This window comes from Pseudomonas sp. FW305-25 (assembly GCF_017351415.1).
In the GTDB taxonomy this organism is placed as follows: domain Bacteria; phylum Pseudomonadota; class Gammaproteobacteria; order Pseudomonadales; family Pseudomonadaceae; genus Aquipseudomonas; species Aquipseudomonas chlororaphis.
The window spans coordinates 1-22,944 of the sequence record NZ_JACNDE010000006.1; the positions used below are offsets into that span (position 1 = coordinate 1).

Here is a 22,944-nt window from a genome sequence, read left to right on the forward strand (position 1 = left end):
GGCTTCCACGCCACCCCCAAACCTCAGATGGCAATCGACGGCAGGCCCAGCCCGGTCAAAGATTGCGCACTGTCGGCCTGCTCGGCCATCAGCCAGTCGAAAAACCGCTGGATCAGCGCCCCGCGGCGTTTGCGCTGGGGCAGCACCACGTAATAGCCGTAGCGGGAGATCAGCGTTTCGCTGATCGGTCGGCACAACAGACCTTGCGCCAGCAAGTTATCCACAAGGTGGCGCCAGCCAATGCCCACACCCTGGCCACCGATCGCCGCCTGGATCAGCAGGGTGTAGTTGTCGAAACGCAGCTGCCCCGGCGCCGGCGGGGTGGCGATTCCCAGTTCGCGGAACACGCCGCTCCAGTCGAACCAGTGGCTGCTGTTTTCTCCCTTCAAATGCAGCAGCGGAAACTCCAGCAGCGAATGGGCGCCGAGGGGCAGCGGTCGTTCCTTGAGCAAGAGCGGGCTGCACACCGGAAACACTTCCTCATTGAACAGCCAATGGCTTTCACCCTGCTTGAAACGCCCATCGCCAAACAGCACGGCAACGTCGATATCGGTGCGCAGCATGTTGTGGCTGCGCTCGCTGGTGACCAGGCTCACATCCACCTGTGGATTGGCGGCGTGGAAGCGATGCAGGCGCGGCATCAGCCAGTAGGCGGCGAAGGCGAAATCGGTGGCCACCTGCAACACCTCGTGCTGGTGCTGGGCAGTGATGGCGCTCAGGCCGCTGTCGATGCTCTGCAAGCCAGCCTGCACCTGTTCGAACAACTGGCTACCGGCCTCGGTCAGTTCGATGCCCCGGTAGATGCGGTCGAACAGCCGGGTGCCGAGCTGTTCCTCCAGCCGCTTGATCTGCTGGCTGATAGCCGGTTGGGTGGTGCCCAGCTCCACCGCCGCCGCGGTAAAGCTGCGCTGGCGCGCCGCCACCTCGAAGACGCGGAACAGGTCCAGGGATAGATCGCCAAGCGCTTCATACATAAGCTGTGCTTATCCTAGTCATTGCCGTACAGGGGCTTTACCGTGAAAGCCACGGGTTACATCCTCGATCGCAGCACTTTCGCATAACTGCCCACTATGGAATGCCGCGAATACATGAAGCGCAAGAACATTCTTTTCATCATGGTCGATCAAATGGCCGCGCCAATGTTGCCGTTCTACGGTCAATCGCCCATCAAGCTGCCGCATCTGAGCCGTCTCGCCGCCCAGGGCGTGGTATTCGACGCCGCCTACTGCAACAGCCCGTTGTGCGCGCCCTCGCGTTTCACCCTGGTCAGCGGCCAGTTGCCGAGCAAGATCGGCGCCTATGACAACGCCGCCGACTTCCCCGCCGACGTCCCGACCTACGCCCATTACCTGCGCCGCCTGGGCTACCGCACCGCGCTGTCGGGCAAGATGCATTTCTGCGGCCCGGACCAACTGCACGGCTACGAAGAACGCCTGACCAGCGATATCTACCCGGCCGACTATGGCTGGGCGGTGAACTGGGACGAACCGGACGTGCGCCCAAGCTGGTACCACAACATGTCCTCGGTGCTGCAGGCCGGGCCATGCGTGCGCACCAACCAGCTGGATTTCGACGAAGAGGTGGTGTTCAAGGCCCGTCAGTACCTGTTCGATCACGTTCGCGAAGACGGCGACCAACCGTTCTGCCTGACCGTGTCGATGACCCACCCGCACGACCCGTACACCATTCCCAAGGCCTTCTGGGATCTGTACCGCGACGAAGATATTCCGCTGCCGCAGACCCCGGCCCAAGACGCGCTCGACCCGCACTCCCAGCGCCTGCTCAAGGTTTATGACCTGTGGGACAAGCCGCTGCCTGTGGATAAGATCCGCGATGCGCGTCGTGCCTATTTCGGTGCGTGCAGCTATATCGACAGCAACGTCGGCAAACTCCTGGAAACCCTGGAGGAAACCGGGCTGAGCGACGACACCATCATTGTCTTCTCCGGCGACCACGGCGACATGCTCGGCGAGCGCGGCCTCTGGTACAAAATGCATTGGTTCGAAATGGCCGCGCGGGTGCCGCTGCTGGTCAGCGCGCCGGGGCAGTTCGCCGCCGGCCGGGTAAGCCAGGCGGTCTCGACCGCCGACCTGCTGCCGACCCTGGTGGAACTGGCCGGAGGCCAACTGCAACCTGGCCTGGCGCTGGATGGCCGCTCCCTGGTGCCGCACCTGCAAGGGCAGGGCGGGCATGACGAAGTCTTCGGCGAGTACATGGCCGAAGGCACCATCAGCCCGCTGATGATGATTCGCCGCGGCCGCTACAAGTTCATCTACAGCGAAGACGACCCGTGCCTGCTGTTCGATGTGGCCAACGACCCGCGCGAGCAGGAAGACCTCAGCCAATCGCCGCAATATCGCCCGCTATTCGATGATTTTCTCCGCGAGGCGCGGGCCAAGTGGGATATCCCGGCCATCCATCAACAGGTACTCGCCAGCCAGCGCCGCCGTCGCTTCGTCGCGGGCGCCTTGAGCCTCGGCAAACTGAAGAGCTGGGACCACCAGCCACTGGTCGACGCCAGTGCGCAATACATGCGCAACCACATCGACCTCGACGATCTGGAGCGCAAGGCTCGTTATCCACAACCCTGCCAAAACCAATAACGTAAGGGGAAGAGCATGCAAAGGTTATCCACAGCAGTGACGGCCGCGCTTCTGGCGCTGGGCAGTGTTTCGGTCCCGGCCCTGGCCTGGGCCGAACAGGGGTGCGAGACGGTGAAGATGGCCGACCCGGGCTGGAGCGACATCGCCGCCACCAACGCCATCGCCGGTTTCCTGCTGGACGGCATGGGCTACAAGGCCAAGATCGACACCCTGGCGGTACCGATCACCTTCGGCGGGCTCAAGGACGGCCAGGTGGATGTGTTCCTGGGCAACTGGATGCCGGCGCAGCAGGGCTTCTACGACAAGTTCGTGGCCAATGGCGATGTCACCCAGCTGGCGAAGAACCTGGACGGCACCGAGTTCACCCTGGCAGTGCCGGATTACGTCTGGGACGCCGGCGTGCATGACTTCAACGACCTGAATAAGTACGCAGACAAGTTCGACAAGAAGCTCTACGGCATCGGCTCCGGGGCCCCGGCCAACCTGTCGTTGCAGGAGATCATCAAGAAGAACGACTTCGACCTCGGCCAGTGGAAGCTGATCGAGTCCAGCGAACAGGCGATGCTCGCCGAAGTCTCGCGGGCGGTGAAACGGCAGAAGTTCGTCACCTTCCTCGGCTGGACCCCGCACCCGATGAACGTGCAGCTGAAAATGCATTACCTCAAGGGCGGCGAGAAGTACTTCGGCGACACCGGCAGCGTCTACACCCTGACCCGCAAGGGGTATGCGCAGGCCTGCCCGAACGTCGGCAAACTGCTGGGCAACCTGAGCTTCACCCAGGAAATGGAGAACAGCATCATGGCCGAGGTGGCCAACAAGAAGGTCAGCAACTTTGACGCAGCCAAGGCCTGGATCAAGGCCAACCCGGCAGTGCTGGGCAAGTGGCTGGACGGGGTGAAGACCCTCGACGGCAAGGATGCGCTGCCGGCGGTGCAGGCCAAGCTGTAATACCCATGGTAGGAGCGAGGCTTGCCCGCGATGGGCTACGCAGTAGCCCCAAAAACCTGTGCACGCGGTCCATCTGCAAGACCGAGTCGCCGGCATCGCGAGCAAGCTTCGCTCCTACAGGTAAGCTTGCCGGCAATGCTTTACCCTGACGCCTTTCGCCCCATCCCGACCGCGAGGACCCATGGCCTGGCCCAATCGCCATTCACTCTTGCCCTTCCTGAGCTGGCTGCCCCGGCAGACCCGCGCCAGCGTCGGGCGCGACCTGCTGGTGGGCCTGAGCGGCGCCATCCTCGCCCTGCCGCAATCGATCGCCTATGCCCTGATCGCCGGCCTGCCACCGGAATACGGCCTGTATGCCGCCGTCGTCCCGGTGCTGATCGCTTGCCTGTGGGGTTCTTCCTGGCACCTGATCTGTGGCCCGACCGCGGCGATTTCCATCGTCCTCTATGCCAGCGTCAGCCCCCTGGCGGTGCCGGCGTCCCAGGACTACATCACCCTGATCCTGCTGCTGACCTTGCTCGCCGGCCTGTTCCAGTGGCTGCTGGGGCTGTTGCGCTTCGGCGCGCTGGTGAACTTCGTGTCCCATTCGGTGGTGCTCGGCTTCACCCTCGGCGCCGCGGTGGTGATCGCCCTGGGGCAGTTGCCCAACCTGCTGGGCCTGGACTTGCCGAGCGAGGCCACCGCGCTGAACAGCCTGACCTCGCTGTTCGCCCATCTCGATGCCGTGGATAACCCCTCGCTGATCCTCGGCCTGGGCACGCTGGTCGTCGGCCTGGCCCTGAAGCTGCTGGTGCCGCGCTGGCCCTCACTGCTGATCAGCCTGATCCTCAGCGCTCTGGTGGTGTGGCTGTGGCCGGCGCTGTTCGGCCAGGTAAAACTGGTCAGCGCCTTTACCGGCCGGCTGCCGCCGTTCAGCCCGCTGCCGCTGGACCTGGACATGATCCTGCGCCTGCTGCCCAGCGCCGTGGCGGTGGGCATGCTGGGGCTGGTAACCAGCCTGTCGATCGCCCGCTCGCTGTCGGCACGCTCCGAACAGTTGCTCGATGCCAACCAGGAAGTCCGTGCCCAGGGCCTGTCGAATATCGTCGGCGCGTTTTTCTCCGGCTATCTGTCGTCCGGCTCTTTTACCCGCTCCGGCCTGAGCTACGAGGCCGGTGCCTGTTCGCCGCTGGCCGGAGTGTTCTCAGCATTGTGGGTGGCCCTGTTCGCCGTGGCCGGCGCGGCACTGATCGCGCATATCCCGATCCCGGCCATGGCCGGGAGCATCCTGCTGATCTGCTGGGGCCTGGTGGACCACCGCGGCATTCGCGCGCTGTTCCGGGTCAGCCGCGCCGAGTTCGTGGTGATGGGCCTGACCTGTGTCGCCACCTTGCTGTTGGAGTTGCAGACGGCGATCTACGCCGGGGTCCTGGCGTCGCTGTTCTTCTACCTCAAGCGCACCTCGCAACCACGCGTGCAGCACGGACGCGAAGGCGACGAAGACATCCTGCGGGTCGGCGGCTCGATCTTTTTCGGCGCCAGCCATTACCTGCAAGTGCGCATGCAGCGCTGCCATGCGCCGCGCCTGGTGATCGACGCCCGGCAGATCAACTTCATCGACTATTCCGGGGTGGCCATGCTGCATCAGGAAGCCCGCCGCCTGTTGCGGCAGAACCGCAGCCTGACCCTGCGTCGCGCGCGGGCCTCGGTGATCGAAGAGTTGAGAAAGCTCGAAGGGGCGGAGAAATGCCCGATCCGGTTTGAGGATTGAGCCGGGCGAAGATTATGTAGGAGCGAGCTTGCTCGCGATGAACCTCAACAATGATGCGCTGTGGCTGTCACACCGCCGCTTCGCGGCGATCGCGAGCACGCTCGCTCCTACAATAGAAAGAAGGAAGCAGTGTCAGAGCGCCAGCTGGCGCCGCAGCTCCGCCAGCACCGGCGCGGTGTCCGGGCGCACGCCGCGCCACAAGAAGAAGGCTTCCGCCGCCTGTTCGGCGAGCATGCCCAGGCCATCCATGGAAATCGCCGCGCCATATTGGCTGGCCCAGCGACAGAAGGCGGTCGGCTCCTTGCCATACATCATGTCGTAGCACACCGTCTGGCCCGGCTCGATCAGGCTGGCGGCGATCGGCGGCACGTCGCCGGTGAGGCTGGCCGAGGTGGCGTTGATGATCAGGTCCACCGGCTCGCGCAACCAGTCGAAACCACTGGCCGACACCGGCCCCAGGTCGCTGAACAGCTCGGCCAGCAGCTCGGCCTTTTCCACCGTGCGGTTGGCGATGATCACCGATGCCGGCTGCTCCGCCAGCAGCGGCTCCAGCGCGCCACGCACCGCGCCGCCGGCCCCCAGCAGCAGAATGCGCTTGCCCTTGAGGCTGAAGCCGGCGTTGACCGTCAGGTCGCGCACCAGGCCGGCGCCGTCGGTGTTGTCGCCCAACAGGCTGCCATCGGCGAGCTTGCTCAAGGTGTTCACCGCGCCGGCGCGCTGGGCGCGGGCGGTCAGGCTGTCGGCCAGGCGGTAGGCATCCTCCTTGAACGGCACCGTGACATTGGCGCCACGCCCGTCAACGAAGAACCCGCGGGCACAGCCGGCGAAATCGTCGAGGGGCGCCAGCAGGGTGGTGTAGACCAGCCGCTGCGCCGTCTGCTCGGCGAACAGCCGATGAATCAGCGGCGATTTGCTGTGGCCGATCGGGTTACCAAAAACGACGTATTGATCCATCCAATAAAACCCTCATGCACATCCCTGTAAGGAACCAGCTTACTGGCGACAGGGACGCTGCGCTGTTCTGTTCAATCGCATTATCGCCCAGCGCCGGCCAGGCGGCTGCAACGCTTTACGCGGAGCCCGCCAGCCAGTCGCGGTCCTGCAGGAAATATTCGGTCAGGCGCGCTTCTTCGCTGCCCGGCTCGGCTTTCCAGTCGTAGCCCCAGCGCACCTGCGGCGGCAGGGACATGAGGATCGACTCGGTACGCCCGCCCGATTGCAGGCCGAACAGGGTGCCGCGGTCATAGACCAGATTGAACTCGACATAGCGACCGCGACGGTATTCCTGGAACTCGCGCTGCTTCTCGGTATAGCCCAGGGCCTTGCGGCGCTGGACGATCGGCAGGTAGGCCTCGAGGTAGGCGTCGCCGATGGCGCGCATGAAGGCGAAGCTGGTGTCGAAGTCCCACTCGTTGAGGTCGTCGAAGAACAGGCCGCCGATGCCGCGCGGTTCATTGCGATGCTTGATATGGAAGTAGCTGTCGCACCAGGCCTTGTAGCGCGGGTAAACATCCGGGCCGAAGGGCGCGCAGGCCTTTTGTGCGACGCGGTGCCAGTGCACGCAGTCTTCCTCGTTGGCGTAGTAGGGGGTCAGGTCGAAACCGCCGCCGAACCACCAGACCGGCTCTTCGCCTGCCTTTTCGGCGATGAAGAACCGTACGTTGGCGTGGGAAGTCGGTACATGCGGGTTGTGCGGGTGGATCACCAGCGACACGCCCAGCGCCTCGAAACCACGGCCGGCCAGCTCCGGCCGGTGGGCGCTGGCGGACGGCGGCAAGCCGCTGCCGAACACGTGGGAGAAGTTGACGCCGCCTTTCTCGATCACCGTACCGTCGGCAATCACCCGGGTGCGCCCGCCACCGCCGGCCGGTCGGGTCCAGGCGTCTTCGACGAAGCGCGTACCGCCGTCTTCGGCTTCCAGGGCGGCGCAAATACGGTCTTGCAGGTCGAGCAGGTAGGCTTTTACGGCCTCGGTGCGGGTAGTCATGGCATCACCTTGAATCGGGCAAAGCTACGCGGCGCCAGGGATACAGCGGGGGGCCTGCGCAAATGGGCGCGTAGCATAACACCGCACAGGGGCCGGTCGCAGTTGACGGCGGTCAAGCATAGGAGTCCGATAAGGCACTTTCGCGACACGACCGAGGAGAGAGTGCAGATGGCCAAACGTATCCAGTTCCGTGCCCATGGCGGCCCGGAAGTGCTCGAGTATGTGGATTACCAACCCGCCGAACCGGGCCCGCAACAGGTCCGCGTGAGCAACAAGGCCATCGGCCTGAACTTCATCGACACCTACTACCGCAGCGGCCTCTACGCGCCACCGGCCTTGCCATCGGGTCTGGGCGCCGAAGGGGCCGGGGTGGTCGAGGCGGTGGGCAGCGCCGTGACCCGCTTCAAGGTCGGCGATCGCGTGGCCTATGGCAGCGGCCCGCTGGGCGCCTACAGCGAGGTGCATGTGCTGCCCACAGACAACCTGGTGCACCTGCCGGACAGCATCAGCTTCGAACAGGCGGCCGGGGTGATGCTCAAGGGCCTGACCGTACAGTACCTGCTGCGCCAGACCTACGAGCTCAAGGGCGGCGAGACCGTGCTGTTCCACGCCGCCGCCGGCGGGGTCGGGCTGCTCGCCTGCCAGTGGGCCAAGGCCCTGGGGGTGAAGCTGATCGGTACCGTCAGCTCGCCGCAGAAAGCCGCGCTGGCGAAATCCCTCGGTGCCTGGGAAACCATCGACTACAGCCATGAAGACGTGGCCAAGCGCGTACTGGAGCTGACCGACGGCAAGAAATGCCCGGTGGTCTACGACGGCGTGGGCAAGGACACCTGGCTGACTTCGCTGGACTGCCTGCAGCCACGGGGCCTGATGGTCAGCTTCGGCAACGCCTCGGGCGCGGTAGAGGGGGTCAACCTGGGCATCCTGGCGGCCAAGGGCTCGCTGTACGTCACCCGTCCGACCCTGGGCACCTACGCCAACAACGCCGAGAACCTGCAGGCCATGGCCGACGACCTGTTCGCCATGATCGCCAGCGGCAAGCTGAAGATCGAGATCGGCCAGCGTTATCCGCTGGCGGAAGCGGCGAAGGCGCAGACCGAGCTGTCGGCGCGACGCACCACGGGTTCGACCATTCTGTTGCCTTGAAATACTTCGCGGGCAAGCCTCGCTCCTACGGATGTGGGTCGTAGGAGCGAGGCTTGCCCGCGATAAACGATGACGCGGTGTCAGGCCGGGCGCACGATCTTGCCGGTCACCAGGTCGCGGATCAGGCTCGGGTTCTTGCGCCCGCCCAGGCTGCCACCCAGGACCATGTCCAACTGCCCGCGGAAATACTGCTCGACGCGAATCCGCGTGCGGGCCGCAGGGCGCCCCTGGGGGTTGGCCGAGGTGGAAATCAGCGGCCCCACCAAGGCGCACAACTCACGCACCAGTGGATGATCGCTGACTCGCAGGGCCACGGTGTCGTGGACCCCGGTGACCCATTCCGGCAACAGATTCTGATGGGGTACCAGCCAGGTGTTCGGGCCCGGCCAGGTGCTGGCCATGCGATCGAGCCATTCCTGGGGAAAATCCTCGAAGAGAAAATCGAACTGGCGGATGTTGTCGGCGATCAGGATCAGGCCCTTGTCCACGGAGCGCGACTTGATGGCCAGCAACCGGTCCACCGCCTCTTCGTTCCACGGGTCGCAACCCAACCCCCAGACTGCTTCGGTTGGATAGGCAATCACCGCCCCTGCGCGAATTTCTCGTGCGGCTTGTTGCACACGCCAACTGCTGACCATTGCTGACTCTCCGGATTAAGGCTGTGCGCAGTTTACCGATCCTGCCTATAAAGCCTAGGGTCTGTACGAAAAGTCGGCGAGCGAAGGCCAGGCAAGGCGCAACGACCAGCGGGAGTAACAGCCAAGGGCTGGCCCGAAGGGTAAGCGCAGCGAATCAAAACAGGCGAGGAACGGCCGGGGTCGCGTTCGACTTTAGGGGCCTAAATGAGCATTCCGAGCCTGTTTTTAACGCAGCATGGCCGAGCGCAGCCACTTTTCGTACAGAGCCTTAGCCTTTTGCCCGGGCAAACCAGCAACCGCCTTCACACGTCGCATGGCCCTCCAGCTCCAGTTCGGTGAGCGCCGCCAGCACCCTGGGCAGGCTCCAGCCACTGGTCTGCACCAGGCCCTCGCTGGTCTGCGGCGCGGCATGCAACAGCGCCAGCAACGGGTGAGCGGGCGCGGCTGTTGGCGGGGCCGTGGATAACGGCAGCCGTTGCCAGCCACGCAGGGCTTCGAGGATATGTTCGATGGTTTCCACCAGCACCGCGCCATCGCGAATCAGCTGATGACAACCCCGGGCTCCCGGATGATGGATCGACCCGGGTATCGCATACACCTCGCGGCCTTGCTCGGCGGCGAGCCGGGCGGTGATCAGCGAACCGCTGGCGACGCTGGCCTCCACCACCAGCACGCCAAGGGACAGGCCGCTGATGATCCGGTTGCGCCGGGGAAAGTGGCTGGCGTGGGGCCCGGTCTCCAGCGGGAACTCGGAAACCAGCGCGCTGCCCTGGGCAATCATGGCATCGGCCAGGCGCCGGTTGCGCTGTGGATAAAATTTTTCCAGGCCGGTGCCCAGCACGCCGACGGTCTGCCCGCCGACCTCCAGGGCGGCCTGGTGCGCCGCGCCATCGATCCCCAGTGCCAGGCCGCTGGTGATGACAAAACCGGCCGCGGCCAGGCTGCGGGAAAAGGCCGCGGCGGTGTCCATCCCGGGCCGCGAAGCGCGACGGCTGCCGACCACCGCCAACTGCGGTTTTTCCAGGATGCGTGGGTCGCCGGCGACAAACAGCAGCGGTGGCGCATCGGCGATTTCATTCAACAGCGGCGGGTAGTCCGGCTGGTCCCACATCAGTAAATGCTGGCCCGGACGCTCCAGCCAGGCCAATGCATGGCTGGCGCCATCACGCACTTCGGCGTTGCGCCGAGCCTCGGCCGCGCCCGCCGGCAGGCCCAGCGCACGCCAGGCACTGGCCGGTGCGCTGATGGCCTTGGAGGCCGAACCGAAGGCTTCGAGCAGCAGCTGAAAACGCTTCGGGCCGAGGTCCGGCAAGCGGTGCAAACGTAGGCGGGCTTCCAGTTCCGCGGGGGAAACCGGAGCCTGGGCAGGCAGTGACATAGGATCATCCTTGATCGTTATAAGCCCGGTCGCAGCTGGAATAAGTTGTGGATAACTCTGTTGGTAACTTGTTGAGGGTTTTTACGGGTTACGGACTTTGTCCATGATCGCCAGGGAACGGGAAGCGTTGAGCACCAGGCCGTAACTGAGCTTGTCGTAGGTGCGGAAAACCATCAGCAGACCGGCCCGCTCATCCGGCATTTTCACCTGTCCACCGGCCACCCGGTCGCGCACGGTTTCGCCGGTTTTCATTACCGCCAGCACGTTGCCTTCAGCCAGGCCATCGCGCCGTCCCTTGTTCAACGTCACCACATCCAGCGCGCCGATCTGGGTGACACCCCGTGGCACGTCGATGATCAGGCCCTCGACCGCCCGGCTCGGCGCGCTGGGGACAAAGGTCGAGTTGATAGTCCGTGGCTCGCCGCCGAACAGGCGGTCACCCAGGCGCACTTCCTGGGTGGTGCGCTGCAATTGCAGGGTGGCGATATCGCCCTCGACCGCGACCACCTCGCCGCCGCCGATTTCGTCGGCGTTGATTCCCAGCAGTTCGCCGCTCTGCGGGTCGGTGTAGGTCTTGCCCTGACGGAAGATGCCGTAGGCCGATTGCTCCGGGTCGAAGCGGCCGCGCGCGAAGATCCGGTCGCCGGTGCCGCTGAGTACCCGTTCGGCATCGCCGGCGACTATGTAGGGCGCGCTGTCGAAGGCGTCCGCCCGGTCGAGGATGCGGTTGCTCAGCAGAAAGCTGTCGATGGCCTGCAGTGGAATGCTCGGGATCGCCTCGACCAGTGGCGTGCGACGCACCTGGGGCGAGAGCTTGACGGTGCCCCGAGAAACGCCGCGCTCCAGGGTCAGGCGTGGTTCGCCATCGACCCGGACCAGCGCCAGGGAGTCGCCGGGGTAGATCAGGTCGGGGTCGGCGAGGCTGGAATTGGCCTGCCAGAGCGCCGGCCATTGCCAGGGATCGCGCAGAAAGCGATTGGCGATGCTCCACAAGGTATCGCCCGCCACTACGGTGTAGCGCTGTGGATAACCCTCCCGGAGCGGCACCTGCGCCTGGCCGAAACCGGCCCAGCCCACGAGCAGCAAGGCGAGTAGTGATTTCCTCATGCGGTGAATCCCTTTATTATGTGTATTCGCGTGAAACGCCAGCGCCTGTGCGCTCCCTGCTCCTGACCGAGCACGTTTTACAACGGTTGCCCTTCCAGAACCCGCAAGGCCTCCGACTCCGAACTTACTTCACACGTGTAGCAATTACGCTTATGGCCATTTTAAACATCCTCGAATTCCCCGACTCGCGCCTGCGCACTATCGCCAAACCAGTGGCCGTAGTGGACGACGAAGTGCGTCAGTTGGTCGACGACATGTTTGAAACAATGTATGAGGCGCCCGGCATCGGCCTGGCCGCTACCCAGGTCAACGTGCACAAGCGCATCGTGGTCATGGACCTGTCCGAAGACCGCAGCGAGCCACGGGTGTTCATCAACCCCGAGTTCGAAGCGCTCACCGACGAAATGGGCCAGTATCAGGAAGGCTGCCTGTCGGTACCGGGCTTCTACGAGAACGTCGATCGTCCGCAACGCGTGAAAATCAAGGCCCTGGACCGTGACGGCCAACCTTACGAACTGATCGCCGAAGGCCTGCTCGCGGTGTGCATCCAGCACGAATGCGACCACCTCAACGGCAAATTGTTCGTCGATTACCTGTCCACGCTCAAACGCGACCGGATCAAGAAGAAGCTGGAAAAGCAGCATCGTCAGCAAGCTTGATTCCCTTCTTCCAAAGGCTTGCAGCGGCAAGCCTTTTTCTTTTCCGCGTGTTTATTACCGAGAACTCCCATGACTGAGCCACTGCGCATCGTCTTTGCCGGCACCCCGGAATTCGCCGCCGAACACCTCAAGGCCCTGCTCGACAGCCCTTACGAGATCGTCGCGGTCTACACCCAACCGGACCGCCCGGCCGGGCGCGGGCAAAAGCTGATGCCGAGCCCGGTCAAGCAGCTGGCGCTGGAGCACCACATCCCCGTGCTGCAACCGCCGACCCTGCGCGACCCGCAGGCCCAGGCCGAACTGGCGGCCCTCGCGCCGGACCTGATGGTGGTGGTCGCCTACGGCCTGATCCTGCCGCAGGCGGTGCTGGATATTCCGCGCCTGGGCTGCATCAACAGCCACGCCTCGCTGCTGCCACGCTGGCGCGGGGCGGCGCCGATCCAGCGCGCCGTGGAAGCCGGCGACCCGCTGAGCGGCGTGACCGTGATGCGCATGGAAGCCGGCCTGGACACCGGGCCGATGCTGCTCAAGGTCAGCACCCCGATCAGCGCCACCGACACCGGCGGCAGCCTGCATGACCGTCTTGCCGAAATGGGCCCGCCCGCCGTGGTGCAGGCCATCGCCGGCCTCGCCGCCGCAACCCTGCAAGGCGAAGTGCAGGACGACAGCCTGGCCACCTACGCCCACAAACTGAACAAGGACGAAGCGCGGATCGACTGGAGCCGTCCTGCGGTAGAACTGGAGCGCCTGGTGCGAGCCTTCAACCCCTGGCCGATCTGCCACAGCACGCTGAACGGCGAAGCGCTGAAGGTGCTGGCCGCCAGCCTCGCCGAAGGCAAGGGCGTACCGGGCACCATCCTCGGCGCCAGCAAGGACGGCCTGCTCGTCGCCTGCGGTGAGCAGGCGCTGTGCCTGACCCGCCTGCAATTGCCCGGCGGCAAGGCGCTGAACTTCAGCGACCTGTTCAACAGCCGTCGCGAGAAATTCGCCACCGGCACCGTGCTCGGACAAGCGGCGGACGCCCAATGAACCCGCGTCTGGCCGCCGCCAAGGCCCTGACCTCGGTCCTCAATGGCAAAGCCTCGCTCAACAGCTCGCTGCCAACCCTGCTGGACAAGGTCGAAGTACGCGATCGCGGCTTCACCCAGGACCTGGCTTTCGGCACCGCGCGCTGGCAGCCACGGCTGGCGGCGCTGGCCGCCAAGCTGTTGCAGAAGCCGTTCAAGGCAGCCGATGCCGACGTCGAGGCGCTGCTGCTGGTGGGCCTCTATCAGTTGCTCTACACCCGCGTCCCGGCGCACGCCGCCATCGGCGAAACCGTGGGCTGCGCCGACAAGCTGAAAAAGCCCTGGGCCAAGGCACTGATCAATGCCGTGCTGCGCCGCGCCCAACGTGAGAGCGAAGCACTGTTCGCCGAGCTGGAACGCGACCCCGTGGTGCGTACCGCCCATCCGCGCTGGCTGCAAAAGTCCCTCAAGGCATTCTGGCCCGAGCAGTGGGAAGCGATCTGCGCCGCCAACAACGCCCACCCGCCGATGATCCTGCGGGTCAATCGCCGCCACCATTCCCGCGCCGCTTACCTCCAGCTGCTTAGCGAGGCCGGCGTTGCCGCCAAGCCTTGCGTCTATAGCCAGGACGGCATCGTGCTCGATGAAGCCGCCGACGTGCGCGCCCTGCCGGGCTTCGCCGAAGGCTGGATCAGCGTGCAAGACGAAGCCGCGCAACTGGCCGCCGAGTTGCTGGAACTGGCGCCGGGACAACGGGTGCTGGACGCCTGCTGCGCGCCCGGCGGCAAGACCTGCCACATCCTCGAAGTCGAGCCTGCGCTGGCCGGCATGGTCGCGGTGGACCTGGAAGCCAAGCGCCTGGTGCGCGTCCAGGAGAACCTCGACCGCCTGAACCTTCGCGCCGAGCTGATCGCCGCCGACGGCCGCGACACCGCCCAGTGGTGGGACGGCAAGCCGTTCCAGCGCATCCTGCTGGACGCGCCATGCTCGGCCACCGGGGTGATCCGCCGCCACCCGGATATCAAGCTCACCCGTCAGGCCGACGACATCGCCGCCCTGGCCAGCCTGCAAGGCGAACTGCTGGACGCCATGTGGTCGACCCTGGAAGTCGGCGGCATCCTGCTGTACGCCACCTGCTCGACCTTGCCGACCGAAAACACCGAGGTCATCGAGGCTTTCCTGGCCCGTACCCCGGGTGCTCGCGAACTGGACATCGCCGGGCAACTGGGTCAGCCTCCGGCCGGCCTGAAGCAGCCCCACGGTCGCCAGCTGCTGGCGCAAGAGGGCGGCCACGACGGGTTCTACTACGCCAAGCTGATCAAGATTGCCGCCGCGCGCGGTTAAGAAAGGTTCGAAGGGAGTGACTGGATGAAGATCATCATCCTCGGAGCAGGGCAGGTGGGCGGTACGCTGGCAGAGCATCTGGCCAGCGAAGCCAACGACATCACGGTGGTCGACACCGACGGCGAACGCCTGCGCGATCTCGGCGACCGCCTGGACATCCGTACCGTACAGGGCCGCGGTTCGTTCCCCACGGTACTGCGCCAGGCCGGCGCCGACGATGCCGACATGCTGGTCGCGGTGACCAACAGCGACGAAACCAATATGGTCGCCTGCCAGGTCGCCCACACCCTGTTCCACACCCCGACCAAGATCGCTCGGGTCCGCGAAGCGGCCTACCTGACCCGCGCCGGCCTGTTCGACAACGAGGCGATTCCGGTCGACGTGCTGATCAGCCCGGAACAGGTGGTGACCAACTACATCAAGCGCCTGATCGAACACCCCGGCGCCCTGCAGGTGATCGACTTCGCCGAAGGCAAGGCCCAACTGGTGGCGGTCAGGGCCTATTACGGCGGGCCGCTGGTGGGGCAGCAACTGCGCCAGTTGCGCGAGCACATGCCCAACGTCGACACCCGCGTGGCGGCGATCTTCCGCCGTGACCGGCCGATCCTGCCCCAGGGCGATACGGTGATCGAGGCCGACGACGAAGTGTTCTTCATCGCTGCCAAGGCCAACATCCGCGCGGTGATGAGCGAGATGCGCCGCCTCGACGAATCCTACAAACGCATCGTCATCGCCGGCGGCGGGCAGATCGGCGAACGCCTGGCCGAAGCCATCGAAAGCCGTTACCAGGTGAAGATCATCGAGATGAATCCGGCGCGTTGCCGCTACCTCTCGGACAACCTCGACAGCACCGTGGTCCTGCAAGGCAGCGCCTCGGACCGCGACCTGCTGATGGAAGAGAACATCGCCGACGCCGATATCTTCCTGGCCCTGACCAACGATGACGAGGCCAACATCATGTCCTCGCTCCTGGCCAAGCGCCTGGGGGCGAAGAAGGTGATGACCATCATCAACAACCCGGCCTATGTCGACCTGATCCAGGGCGGCGATATCGACATCGCCATCAGCCCGCAGCTGGCCACCATCGGTACCCTGCTGACCCACGTGCGCCGTGGCGATATCGTCAGCGTGCACTCGCTGCGCCGTGGCGCGGCGGAAGCCATCGAGGCGATCGCCCATGGCGATGCCAAATCGAGCAAGGTGATCGGCCGCGCCATCGAGGACATCGCGCTGCCGCCAGGCACCACCATCGGCGCGATCATCCGCGACGAGGAAGTGCTGATCGCCCACGACGACACGGTGATCGAAGCCGGCGACCATGTGATTCTGTTTCTTGTGGATAAAAAACATATCCGCGATGTGGAGAAGCTGTTCCACGTGGGCTTGAGCTTCTTCTGATCCAACGCCGTCCTGTAGCCGCTGCCGCAGGCTGCGAACGCCCCGCAGGGGCGCGGCGATCTCCGGCCCGCAGGAGGTCCTCCGGACCTATCGCAGCCTGCGGCAGCGGCTACAAGAGTCCACAGGAGTGACAACGATGCTCGAATCCCTGGAAAAAATGCTCGCCAAGGGCATGGATAACTCGCTGCTGCGCTTCGGCCTGGGCAAGGGTTATCTGGATCTGCACGAATACGCCAAGGCCGCCGAGCACCTGCAACGCTGCGTCGGTTTCGACCCCAAGTATTCGGCGGCGTGGAAGCTGCTGGGCAAGGCCTATCAAGGCCTGGAGGACTATGCGGCGGCGCGCCAGGCCTGGGAGCAGGGCCTGGAAGCAGCCCGCGGACATGGCGACAAGCAGGCGGAAAAGGAAATGACAGTGTTCCTCAAGAAGCTCGAGCGCCAGGGCAAAGGCGCACTGTAGCCGCTGCCGAGTGAGCGAGGCTGCGATCGACCGCGAAGCGGTCGTAAAACCAGGCGCCGCAATCTGCCAGACAAATCCTGGTGCGCAGGTTTAGCGAGGACTGCGTCCTCGTACGCAGCCTCGCAAGCTCGGCAGCGGCTACAGAGGCGATGTCCGGACGCTTCACAGGTAACGCAGGCCGATGCCCTCAGCGTCCACCAGCACCACCTCCATCTTCACCCGTGGCGCATTCATCGGCAGGCCTTGCACCTGGCCGTAGACCACCGCGCCCTTGGGCAGCGCCGCCAATGCCGGGTGCTTGACGTACACCCCGCTGGCGGACAGGTTGCGCGTCTGGCCCAGGCACTCGCCGAAGCTTTCGTGCTGGATCTTGATCCTCAGGGATTTGCGCGAATCGGGCATATGCTGTGCTCTGCTTCAGCCTTTGTGGATAACCTTGGGCGAAAGGTTATCCACAGATCGTGCCAGGCGGTCAGTACCAGCGTTCTTCGCCAGGCGGACGTTTCTTGAAACGCTTCATGCTCCACATGTACTGGCTCGGATAAGCCCGCACATAGCGCTCGACCACCTGGCTCATCGCCGCGCAGGAAGTTTCGGTGTCGGTGCTGTACATCGCGTCCGGCGCGGCTTCGAGGATCACCTTGTAGCCCGAACCGTCGGGCAGGCGCAGCGCATGCAGGAACACCCCGACCGCCTTGCCGCCGGCGAGCATGTTCGGCACGAACTTGCTGGTCAGCGCCTGGGTGGCGAAGAAGGGCACGAAGATCCCGGCGGATTCGGCCGGTTCCGGGTCGGCGGGAATGCCCACCGCACCACCTTTGCGCACTTCCTTGATAACGCTGAGGATGCCTTCCTTGGTCGAAGCCGCCACCCGGTTGCCCAGCTGGACCCGCTGCTTGCGCAGCAGTTCGTCCACCGCCTTGAGCTTCGGCGGGCGGTAGAAAATGATCGGTTTGCACTGGCTGCAATAGAAGTGGTTGAGCACTTCCCAGTTGCCCAGGTGGCTGGTGATGCCGACCACGCCCTTGCCCGACGCCAGCGCTTCTTGCAGCACCTCGAGGCCCTCGACTTCACGTACCAGGGCGATCGAGCGCTCGGCCGGCCAGATCCAGGCACAGGCGCTTTCAGTCAGGGACTTGCCGATGTCTTTCAGGCTCTGTCCCACTAAACGCTCGCGCTCGGCGGCGTCCATCTGCGGAAAGCACTTGGCCAGGTTGATCCGCACCACATCGCGGGAACGGTTGGGGGTCTTCCACATGATCCAGCCGATGGCCGAACCGACCGCCTGCACCGCGCGCCAGGGCAGCAGGGCAAACAATCGCAGAGCGCCTACCAGCAGGGCGCCTTTAAACTTATCCACAGGTGACTCCTGATATCCGGGTCATGAACCTTGTCGCAAGCGGGCTATTCTAACCGGCCGTTTGTCAGGATGGCGTAGCGATCGCAGTCCCGAGTGTGATCCATGACCATGCCCGAAGCCTGCATCAGCGCATAACAGATGGTCGGCCCGACAAAGGTGAAGCCGGCCTTTTTCAAGCCGCGGCTCATCGCTTCGGCCTCTGGGGTAACCGCCGGGACTTCACTGCGATCCTTGAAATGATTGATTTTCGGCGCCCCGCCGACGAACGACCAGAGGAATTCCACCGGGTCTTCCAGCGCCATCCAGGCCTGGGCGTTGCGCCGGGCGGCAGAGAGTTTCAGGCGGTTGCGGATGATCCCGGGATCGAGCATCAACTCATCGATTTGTGCATCGTTCATCTGCGCCACGCGCTGCACATCGAAGCCGAACAGCACCTGGCGATAACGCTCGCGCTTCTTCAAGACGGTGATCCAGGACAAGCCGGCCTGGAACCCTTCGAGCAATAACAACTCGAACAAACGCTGCGCGTCGCGTAGCGGCACGCCCCACTCCTGATCGTGGTACGCCATGTACAGGGGATCTTCGTTGCACCAAAAGCAGCGTGGCATAAGGCTCCAGTGGGCGTGCGCACAACTGAATCGGGTATACTCCCGCTCTTTAAATCGCAGCCCAAGTAACAGGTGAATTTCGTGAGCCAGCCTACGCCAGCCGTGCGTACCTTCCAAGACTTGATCCTCGCCCTCCAGCAATACTGGGCCGAGCAAGGTTGTGTGGTACTTCAGCCCTACGATATGGAAGTAGGCGCCGGCACTTTCCATACAGCCACGTTCCTGCGCGCCATCGGCCCGGAAACCTGGAACGCCGCTTATGTGCAGCCCAGTCGTCGCCCGACTGACGGCCGCTACGGCGAAAACCCGAACCGTCTGCAGCACTACTACCAGTTCCAGGTGGTCTTGAAGCCGAACCCGGAAAACTTCCAGGAGCTGTACCTGGGCTCGCTCAAGCACGTCGGCCTCGACCCGCTGGTGCACGACATTCGCTTCGTCGAAGACAACTGGGAATCGCCGACCCTCGGCGCCTGGGGCCTGGGCTGGGAAGTCTGGCTCAACGGCATGGAAGTGACTCAGTTCACCTACTTCCAGCAAGCCGGTGGCATCGAGTGCTACCCGGTGACCGGCGAGATCACCTACGGCCTGGAACGCCTGGCCATGTACCTGCAGGGCGTGGATTCGGTCTACGACCTGGTCTGGGCCGACGGTCCGTTCGGCAAGGTGACCTACGGCGACGTGTTCCACCAGAACGAAGTGGAGCAGTCGACCTACAACTTCGAACACGCCAACGTCGAGAAGCTGTTCGAACTGTTCGATTTCTATGAAAGCGAAGCCAAGCGCCTGATCGAGTTGGATCAGCCGCTGCCGTTGCCGAGCTATGAAATGGTCCTCAAGGCCTCGCACACCTTCAACCTGCTGGATGCCCGTCGCGCGATCTCCGTGACCGCGCGTCAGCAGTACATCCTGCGTGTGCGCACCCTGGCGCGTTCCGTCGCGCAAGCCTACCTGCTGGCCCGCGCCAAGCTGGGCTTCCCGATGGCGACTCCGGACCTGCGTGATGAAGTGTTGGCTAAGTTGGAGGCGGCACAATGAGTGCGCAAGATTTTCTGGTTGAACTGGGCACTGAAGAACTGCCACCCAAAGCCCTGAACACCCTGGCCGAAGCCTTCCTGGGCGGTATCGAAAAAGGCCTGCAGGCCGCCGGCCTGAACTTCGAAACCAAACATGTCTACGCCGCGCCACGCCGCCTGGCGGTGCTGATCAGCGGCCTGGCCACCCAGCAGCCGGATCGCAGCATCAACCTCGACGGCCCACCGCGCCAGGCCGCCTTCGACGCCGAAGGCAACCCGACCCAGGCCGCCCTGGGCTTCGCCAAGAAATGTGGCGTGGACCTGAGCGAAATCGACCAGAGCGGGCCGAAGCTGCGCTACAGCCAGAGCATCAAGGGCAAGCCGACCGCCAGCCTGCTGCCGACCATCGTCGAAGACTCGCTGAACGACCTGCCGATTCCGAAACGCATGCGTTGGGCTGCGCGCAAGGAAGAGTTCGTGCGTCCGACCCAATGGCTGGTGATGCTGCTGGGTGACCAGATCATCGACTGCACCATCCTCGCCCAGAAAGCCGGTCGCGACTCCCGTGGCCACCGCTTCCATCACCCGCAAAGCGTGCGCATCACCTCGCCGGCCAACTATCTGGACGACCTGCGCGCCGCCTACGTGCTGGCCGACGCCAACGAGCGTCGCGAGCTGATCAGCAAGCGCACCGAAGAACTGGCGCGCCTGCAGGAAGGCACCGCCATCGTTCCAGCCGATTTGCTGGACGAAGTGACCGCCCTGGTGGAATGGCCGGTGCCGCTGGTGTGCTCGTTCGAGGAGCGTTTCCTCGAAGTGCCGCAGGAAGCCCTGATCACCACCATGCAGGACAACCAGAAATACTTCTGCCTGCTGGACGTCGACGGCAAGCTGCTGCCGCGTTTCATCACCGTGGCCAACATCGAAAGCAAGGACCCTCGCCAGATCATCGAGGGCAACGAGAAAGTCGTTCGCCCACGCCTGACCGACGCCGAGTTCTTCTTCAAGCAGGACAAGAAACAGAAGCTCGAAGACTTCAACCAGCGCCTGCAGAACGTGGTGTTCCAGGAGAAGCTGGGCAGCGTCTACGACAAGGCCGAGCGCGTCTCGAAACTGGCTGCGTTCATCGCCCCGCGCATCGGCGGCGACGCCCAGCGTGCCGCGCGTGCGGGCCTGCTGTCGAAGTGCGATCTGGCCACCGAAATGGTCGGCGAGTTCCCGGAAATGCAAGGCATCGCCGGTTACTACTACGCACTCAATGACGGCGAACCGGAAGACGTCGCCCTGGCGCTGAACGAGCAATACATGCCGCGTGGCGCCGGCGCCGAGCTGCCAAGCACCGTCACCGGTGCCGCCGTGGCCATCGCCGACAAGCTCGACACCCTGGTCGGCATCTTCGGCATCGGCATGCTGCCAACCGGCAGCAAGGACCCGTACGCGTTGCGTCGTGCCGCGCTGGGCGTGCTGCGCATCCTGATCGACAAGAAGCTCGACCTGGACCTGACCGAAGCCGTGGCGTTCGCCGTCAGCGCGTTCGGCGGCAAGGTCAAGAGCGCCGGCCTGGCCGACCAGGTCCTGGAGTTCATCTTCGACCGTCTGCGTGCCCGTTACGAAGACGAAGGCGTGGATGTCGCCACCTACCTGTCGGTCCGTGCCCTGAAGCCGGGCTCGGCCCTGGACTTCGACCAGCGCGTGCAGGCCGTGCAGGCCTTCCGCAAGCTGCCGGAAGCCGCCGCGCTGGCCGCGGTGAACAAGCGCGTCTCGAACCTGCTGAGCAAGGTCGAAGGCAGCGTGCCGACCACCGTGGAAGCCAAGTACTTCGACAACGCCAACGAGTTCTCCCTGTACTCGGCGATCCAGCAAGCGGACCAGGCCGTGCAGCCAATGGCCGCGGCGCGTCAGTACAGCGAGACCCTGGCTCGCCTGGCCGCCCTGCGCGAGCCGGTCGACGCCTTCTTCGAGAAGGTGATGGTCAACGCCGAAGACGCCAACGTGCGGGCCAACCGCTACGCGCTGCTGGCACGTCTGCGAGGTCTGTTCCTCGGTGTCGCCGACATCTCGTTGCTGGGGTAAGGCGTACGTGAAACTGCTGATTCTCGATCGGGACGGAGTGATCAATTACGACTCCGACGCTTACATCAAATCGGTGGAGGAGTGGATTCCGCTCCCCGGCTCGGTCGAAGCCATCGCGCAGTTGAGCAAGGCCGGCTGGACGGTAGCGGTCGCTACCAACCAGTCGGGCATCGCTCGCGGTTACTACGATGTCGCCACCCTCGACGCCATGCACGAGCGCCTGCGCGCTCTGGTGGCCGAGCAGGGCGGCGAACTCGGCCTCATCGTGTACTGCCCCCATGGCCCGGACGAAGGTTGCGCCTGCCGCAAACCCAAGCCCGGCATGTTGCAGACCATTGCCCGGCACTACGCAGTGGATCTGGCTGGTCTATGGTTTGTGGGCGACAGTCTCGGTGACCTGGAAGCCGCAAAAGCCGTCGACTCTCAGCCAGTTTTGGTAAAGACCGGGAAGGGCGAAAAGACCCTGGGGAAAACCCTACCGGTAGGCACCTTGATTTTTGACGACCTGGCGGCAGTTGCCGCTGAACTTATCCACAATTAGAGTCCTTCTGAGATCCTGACCAAGGATTGTTCGGGAGTGCGCTTTTTTAGAGGCGGGCAATGCCCGCAACGGTAAACGCCGCTATGTCGATCCTGCAGGCAATCAGAACCTTCTTCTTTTACCTGCTGCTGGGCACCAGTTCGTTGCTGTGGTGCTCCCTGAGCTTTTTTATCGCGCCCTTCCTGCCGTTCAAGGCGCGCTATCGCTTTATCAACGTCTATTGGTGCCGCTGCGCATTGTGGCTGACCAAGGTGTTTCTCAAGATCAACGTGGAAGTGAAGGGTGCGGAAAACATCCCCGAGCGCCCTTGCGTGATCGTCTCGAACCACCAGAGCACCTGGGAGACGTTCTTTCTCTCGGCCTATTTCGAACCGCTGAGCCAGGTGCTCAAGCGGGAGCTGCTGTATGTTCCGTTCTTCGGCTGGGCCATGGCCATGCTGCGTCCGATCGCCATCGACCGCGACAATCCCAAGGCCGCGCTCAAGCAGGTCGCCAGCAAGGGCGACGAGCTGCTCAAGGACAATGTCTGGGTACTGATCTTCCCGGAAGGCACCCGGGTACCTTACGGCCAGATGGGCAAGTTCTCCCGCAGCGGCAGCGCCCTGGCGGTCAATGCCGACTTGCCGGTGCTGCCGGTAGCGCACAACGCCGGCAAATACTGGCCCAAGACCGGCTGGGTCAGGCACCCCGGCACCATCACCGTGGTGATTGGTGCGCCGATGTACGCCGAAGGCTCCGGACCACGGGCCATCGCCGAGCTCAACGACCGGGTCGCGGCCTGGAATGAGCAGGCGCAGCGGGACATGGGTTCGCTGCCTCCGGTAGCCGCGGCTCCGGACAAAATGGCCATCTGAGTTTCTGTGGATAACCTGTGTACCGTTTTATTGGAAATCGCTATATAAAATCCATAACTAGATGATTTAT

22 protein-coding genes are annotated in these 22,944 nt (G+C 64.2%); 13 read left to right on the forward strand and 9 right to left on the reverse strand.

Translation table 11 applies throughout. The annotated features are described in order from the left end of the window. Positions 1-23: 23 nt before the first annotated feature. A complete protein-coding gene (locus J4E58_RS07915) occupies positions 24-974 on the reverse strand; it encodes a choline sulfate utilization transcriptional regulator (protein ID WP_087087270.1) in 951 nt (316 codons plus the stop codon). Positions 975-1,088: 114 nt separating this feature from the next. On the opposite strand from J4E58_RS07915, the gene betC reads away from it, so the two are divergent. The 3 genes from betC (at position 1,089) to J4E58_RS07930 (ending at position 5,301) form a co-directional block, all read left to right on the forward strand. Further along, positions 1,089-2,603 (forward strand): choline-sulfatase, encoded by a 1,515-nt coding sequence (gene betC, locus J4E58_RS07920; protein ID WP_087087272.1) that lies wholly within the window; start codon positions 1,089-1,091, stop codon positions 2,601-2,603. Between the two features lie 15 nt (positions 2,604-2,618). Continuing rightward, entirely contained in the window at positions 2,619-3,551 is a 933-nt protein-coding gene (gene choX, locus J4E58_RS07925; RefSeq protein WP_087087274.1) for a choline ABC transporter substrate-binding protein, read from the forward strand. A 181-nt stretch (positions 3,552-3,732) separates the two neighbouring features. After that, a complete protein-coding gene (locus tag J4E58_RS07930) occupies positions 3,733-5,301 on the forward strand; it encodes a SulP family inorganic anion transporter (RefSeq protein WP_087087276.1) in 1,569 nt (522 codons plus the stop codon). Between the two features lie 132 nt (positions 5,302-5,433). Here J4E58_RS07930 and aroE read toward each other — a convergent pair whose 3' ends face one another. Both aroE and hemF read right to left on the reverse strand, forming a co-directional pair. Then, a complete protein-coding gene (gene aroE / locus J4E58_RS07935; RefSeq protein WP_053263224.1) occupies positions 5,434-6,255 on the reverse strand; it encodes a shikimate dehydrogenase in 822 nt (273 codons plus the stop codon). Positions 6,256-6,370: 115 nt separating this feature from the next. Further along, entirely contained in the window at positions 6,371-7,288 is a 918-nt protein-coding gene (hemF, locus tag J4E58_RS07940) for an oxygen-dependent coproporphyrinogen oxidase (RefSeq protein ID WP_009041486.1), read from the reverse strand. Positions 7,289-7,456: 168 nt separating this feature from the next. On the opposite strand from hemF, the gene J4E58_RS07945 reads away from it, so the two are divergent. Further along, positions 7,457-8,434, forward strand: a complete 978-nt coding sequence (locus J4E58_RS07945) for an NADPH:quinone reductase (protein WP_087087278.1) — start codon at positions 7,457-7,459, stop codon at positions 8,432-8,434. 80 nt (positions 8,435-8,514) lie between these two features. Here the strand turns inward: J4E58_RS07945 and J4E58_RS07950 are convergent, their stop codons facing one another. The 3 genes from J4E58_RS07950 to J4E58_RS07960 all read right to left on the reverse strand — a co-directional run bounded on the left by J4E58_RS07950 (position 8,515) and on the right by J4E58_RS07960 (position 11,557). Further along, complete coding sequence (locus J4E58_RS07950; RefSeq protein ID WP_007926207.1) at positions 8,515-9,072, reverse strand: L-threonylcarbamoyladenylate synthase; 558 nt, start codon at positions 9,070-9,072, stop codon at positions 8,515-8,517. Between the two features lie 268 nt (positions 9,073-9,340). Continuing rightward, the gene (gene dprA / locus J4E58_RS07955) at positions 9,341-10,450 is read right to left on the reverse strand and encodes a DNA-processing protein DprA (protein ID WP_087087280.1); all 1,110 of its coding nucleotides are present in this window, start codon (positions 10,448-10,450) and stop codon (positions 9,341-9,343) included. 81 nt (positions 10,451-10,531) lie between these two features. Further along, on the reverse strand, positions 10,532-11,557 hold the full coding sequence (locus J4E58_RS07960; RefSeq protein ID WP_087087282.1) for a LysM peptidoglycan-binding domain-containing protein: 1,026 nt from the start codon (positions 11,555-11,557) through the stop codon (positions 10,532-10,534). Between the two features lie 152 nt (positions 11,558-11,709). Here J4E58_RS07960 and def point away from each other — a divergent pair, with 152 nt between their 5' ends. The 5 genes from def (at position 11,710) to J4E58_RS07985 (ending at position 16,425) form a co-directional block, all read left to right on the forward strand. Further along, a complete protein-coding gene (def, locus tag J4E58_RS07965) occupies positions 11,710-12,216 on the forward strand; it encodes a peptide deformylase (protein WP_009041482.1) in 507 nt (168 codons plus the stop codon). Between the two features lie 69 nt (positions 12,217-12,285). Beyond that, positions 12,286-13,245, forward strand: coding sequence for a methionyl-tRNA formyltransferase (gene fmt / locus J4E58_RS07970; RefSeq protein ID WP_087087284.1), 960 nt, complete (start codon positions 12,286-12,288; stop codon positions 13,243-13,245). Further along, the gene (gene rsmB / locus J4E58_RS07975) at positions 13,242-14,567 is read left to right on the forward strand and encodes a 16S rRNA (cytosine(967)-C(5))-methyltransferase RsmB (RefSeq protein WP_087087286.1); all 1,326 of its coding nucleotides are present in this window, start codon (positions 13,242-13,244) and stop codon (positions 14,565-14,567) included. The genes fmt and rsmB overlap by 4 nt, the downstream gene beginning before the upstream one ends. Positions 14,568-14,591: 24 nt before the next feature. Further along, entirely contained in the window at positions 14,592-15,965 is a 1,374-nt protein-coding gene (trkA, locus tag J4E58_RS07980; protein WP_087087288.1) for a Trk system potassium transporter TrkA, read from the forward strand. Positions 15,966-16,101: 136 nt separating this feature from the next. Next, positions 16,102-16,425 carry a tetratricopeptide repeat protein gene (locus J4E58_RS07985; RefSeq protein WP_007921017.1) on the forward strand — a complete coding sequence of 108 codons (324 nt, stop codon included), beginning with the start codon at positions 16,102-16,104 and terminating at the stop codon, positions 16,423-16,425. 162 nt (positions 16,426-16,587) lie between these two features. Here J4E58_RS07985 and J4E58_RS07990 read toward each other — a convergent pair whose 3' ends face one another. The 3 genes from J4E58_RS07990 to tag form a co-directional block, all read right to left on the reverse strand. Continuing rightward, positions 16,588-16,827 carry a pilus protein PilZ gene (locus J4E58_RS07990; protein WP_009041477.1) on the reverse strand — a complete coding sequence of 80 codons (240 nt, stop codon included), beginning with the start codon at positions 16,825-16,827 and terminating at the stop codon, positions 16,588-16,590. 70 nt (positions 16,828-16,897) lie between these two features. Next, positions 16,898-17,785: a lysophospholipid acyltransferase gene (locus J4E58_RS07995; RefSeq protein ID WP_009041476.1), complete on the reverse strand. Its 888-nt coding sequence runs from the start codon at positions 17,783-17,785 to the stop codon at positions 16,898-16,900. A gap of 44 nt (positions 17,786-17,829) precedes the next feature. After that, complete coding sequence (gene tag, locus J4E58_RS08000) at positions 17,830-18,393, reverse strand: DNA-3-methyladenine glycosylase I (protein ID WP_087087290.1); 564 nt, start codon at positions 18,391-18,393, stop codon at positions 17,830-17,832. A gap of 81 nt (positions 18,394-18,474) precedes the next feature. On the opposite strand from tag, the gene glyQ reads away from it, so the two are divergent. From glyQ to J4E58_RS08020, 4 genes are all read left to right on the forward strand, one after another. Further along, a complete protein-coding gene (gene glyQ / locus J4E58_RS08005; RefSeq protein WP_003177094.1) occupies positions 18,475-19,428 on the forward strand; it encodes a glycine--tRNA ligase subunit alpha in 954 nt (317 codons plus the stop codon). Continuing rightward, positions 19,425-21,479 (forward strand): glycine--tRNA ligase subunit beta, encoded by a 2,055-nt coding sequence (gene glyS / locus J4E58_RS08010; RefSeq protein ID WP_087087292.1) that lies wholly within the window; start codon positions 19,425-19,427, stop codon positions 21,477-21,479. Before glyQ ends, glyS begins: the two co-directional genes overlap by 4 nt. A 7-nt stretch (positions 21,480-21,486) precedes the next feature. Continuing rightward, positions 21,487-22,020: a D-glycero-beta-D-manno-heptose 1,7-bisphosphate 7-phosphatase gene (gmhB, locus tag J4E58_RS08015; protein ID WP_009041473.1), complete on the forward strand. Its 534-nt coding sequence runs from the start codon at positions 21,487-21,489 to the stop codon at positions 22,018-22,020. A gap of 83 nt (positions 22,021-22,103) precedes the next feature. Further along, a complete protein-coding gene (locus tag J4E58_RS08020) occupies positions 22,104-22,874 on the forward strand; it encodes a 1-acyl-sn-glycerol-3-phosphate acyltransferase (protein ID WP_009041472.1) in 771 nt (256 codons plus the stop codon). Positions 22,875-22,944 lie beyond the last annotated feature (70 nt).

What these genes read in the sequence shown, in the direction of transcription:
- glyS (WP_087087292.1), top strand. Translation starts at nt 19,425, where the DNA reads ATGAGTGCGCAAGATTTTCTGGTTGAACTGGGCACTGAAGAACTGCCA.
- dprA (WP_087087280.1), bottom strand. Translation starts at nt 10,450, where the DNA reads ATGTCACTGCCTGCCCAGGCTCCGGTTTCCCCCGCGGAACTGGAAGCC.
- trkA (WP_087087288.1), top strand. Translation starts at nt 14,592, where the DNA reads ATGAAGATCATCATCCTCGGAGCAGGGCAGGTGGGCGGTACGCTGGCA.
- aroE (WP_053263224.1), bottom strand. Translation starts at nt 6,255, where the DNA reads ATGGATCAATACGTCGTTTTTGGTAACCCGATCGGCCACAGCAAATCG.
- J4E58_RS07985 (WP_007921017.1), top strand. Translation starts at nt 16,102, where the DNA reads ATGCTCGAATCCCTGGAAAAAATGCTCGCCAAGGGCATGGATAACTCG.
- def (WP_009041482.1), top strand. Translation starts at nt 11,710, where the DNA reads ATGGCCATTTTAAACATCCTCGAATTCCCCGACTCGCGCCTGCGCACT.
- betC (WP_087087272.1), top strand. Translation starts at nt 1,089, where the DNA reads ATGAAGCGCAAGAACATTCTTTTCATCATGGTCGATCAAATGGCCGCG.
- J4E58_RS07915 (WP_087087270.1), bottom strand. Translation starts at nt 974, where the DNA reads ATGTATGAAGCGCTTGGCGATCTATCCCTGGACCTGTTCCGCGTCTTC.
- J4E58_RS07950 (WP_007926207.1), bottom strand. Translation starts at nt 9,072, where the DNA reads ATGGTCAGCAGTTGGCGTGTGCAACAAGCCGCACGAGAAATTCGCGCA.
- J4E58_RS07960 (WP_087087282.1), bottom strand. Translation starts at nt 11,557, where the DNA reads ATGAGGAAATCACTACTCGCCTTGCTGCTCGTGGGCTGGGCCGGTTTC.
- choX (WP_087087274.1), top strand. Translation starts at nt 2,619, where the DNA reads ATGCAAAGGTTATCCACAGCAGTGACGGCCGCGCTTCTGGCGCTGGGC.
- J4E58_RS07990 (WP_009041477.1), bottom strand. Translation starts at nt 16,827, where the DNA reads ATGCCCGATTCGCGCAAATCCCTGAGGATCAAGATCCAGCACGAAAGC.
- tag (WP_087087290.1), bottom strand. Translation starts at nt 18,393, where the DNA reads ATGCCACGCTGCTTTTGGTGCAACGAAGATCCCCTGTACATGGCGTAC.
- rsmB (WP_087087286.1), top strand. Translation starts at nt 13,242, where the DNA reads ATGAACCCGCGTCTGGCCGCCGCCAAGGCCCTGACCTCGGTCCTCAAT.
- hemF (WP_009041486.1), bottom strand. Translation starts at nt 7,288, where the DNA reads ATGACTACCCGCACCGAGGCCGTAAAAGCCTACCTGCTCGACCTGCAA.
- J4E58_RS07945 (WP_087087278.1), top strand. Translation starts at nt 7,457, where the DNA reads ATGGCCAAACGTATCCAGTTCCGTGCCCATGGCGGCCCGGAAGTGCTC.
- fmt (WP_087087284.1), top strand. Translation starts at nt 12,286, where the DNA reads ATGACTGAGCCACTGCGCATCGTCTTTGCCGGCACCCCGGAATTCGCC.
- J4E58_RS08020 (WP_009041472.1), top strand. Translation starts at nt 22,104, where the DNA reads ATGTCGATCCTGCAGGCAATCAGAACCTTCTTCTTTTACCTGCTGCTG.
- J4E58_RS07930 (WP_087087276.1), top strand. Translation starts at nt 3,733, where the DNA reads ATGGCCTGGCCCAATCGCCATTCACTCTTGCCCTTCCTGAGCTGGCTG.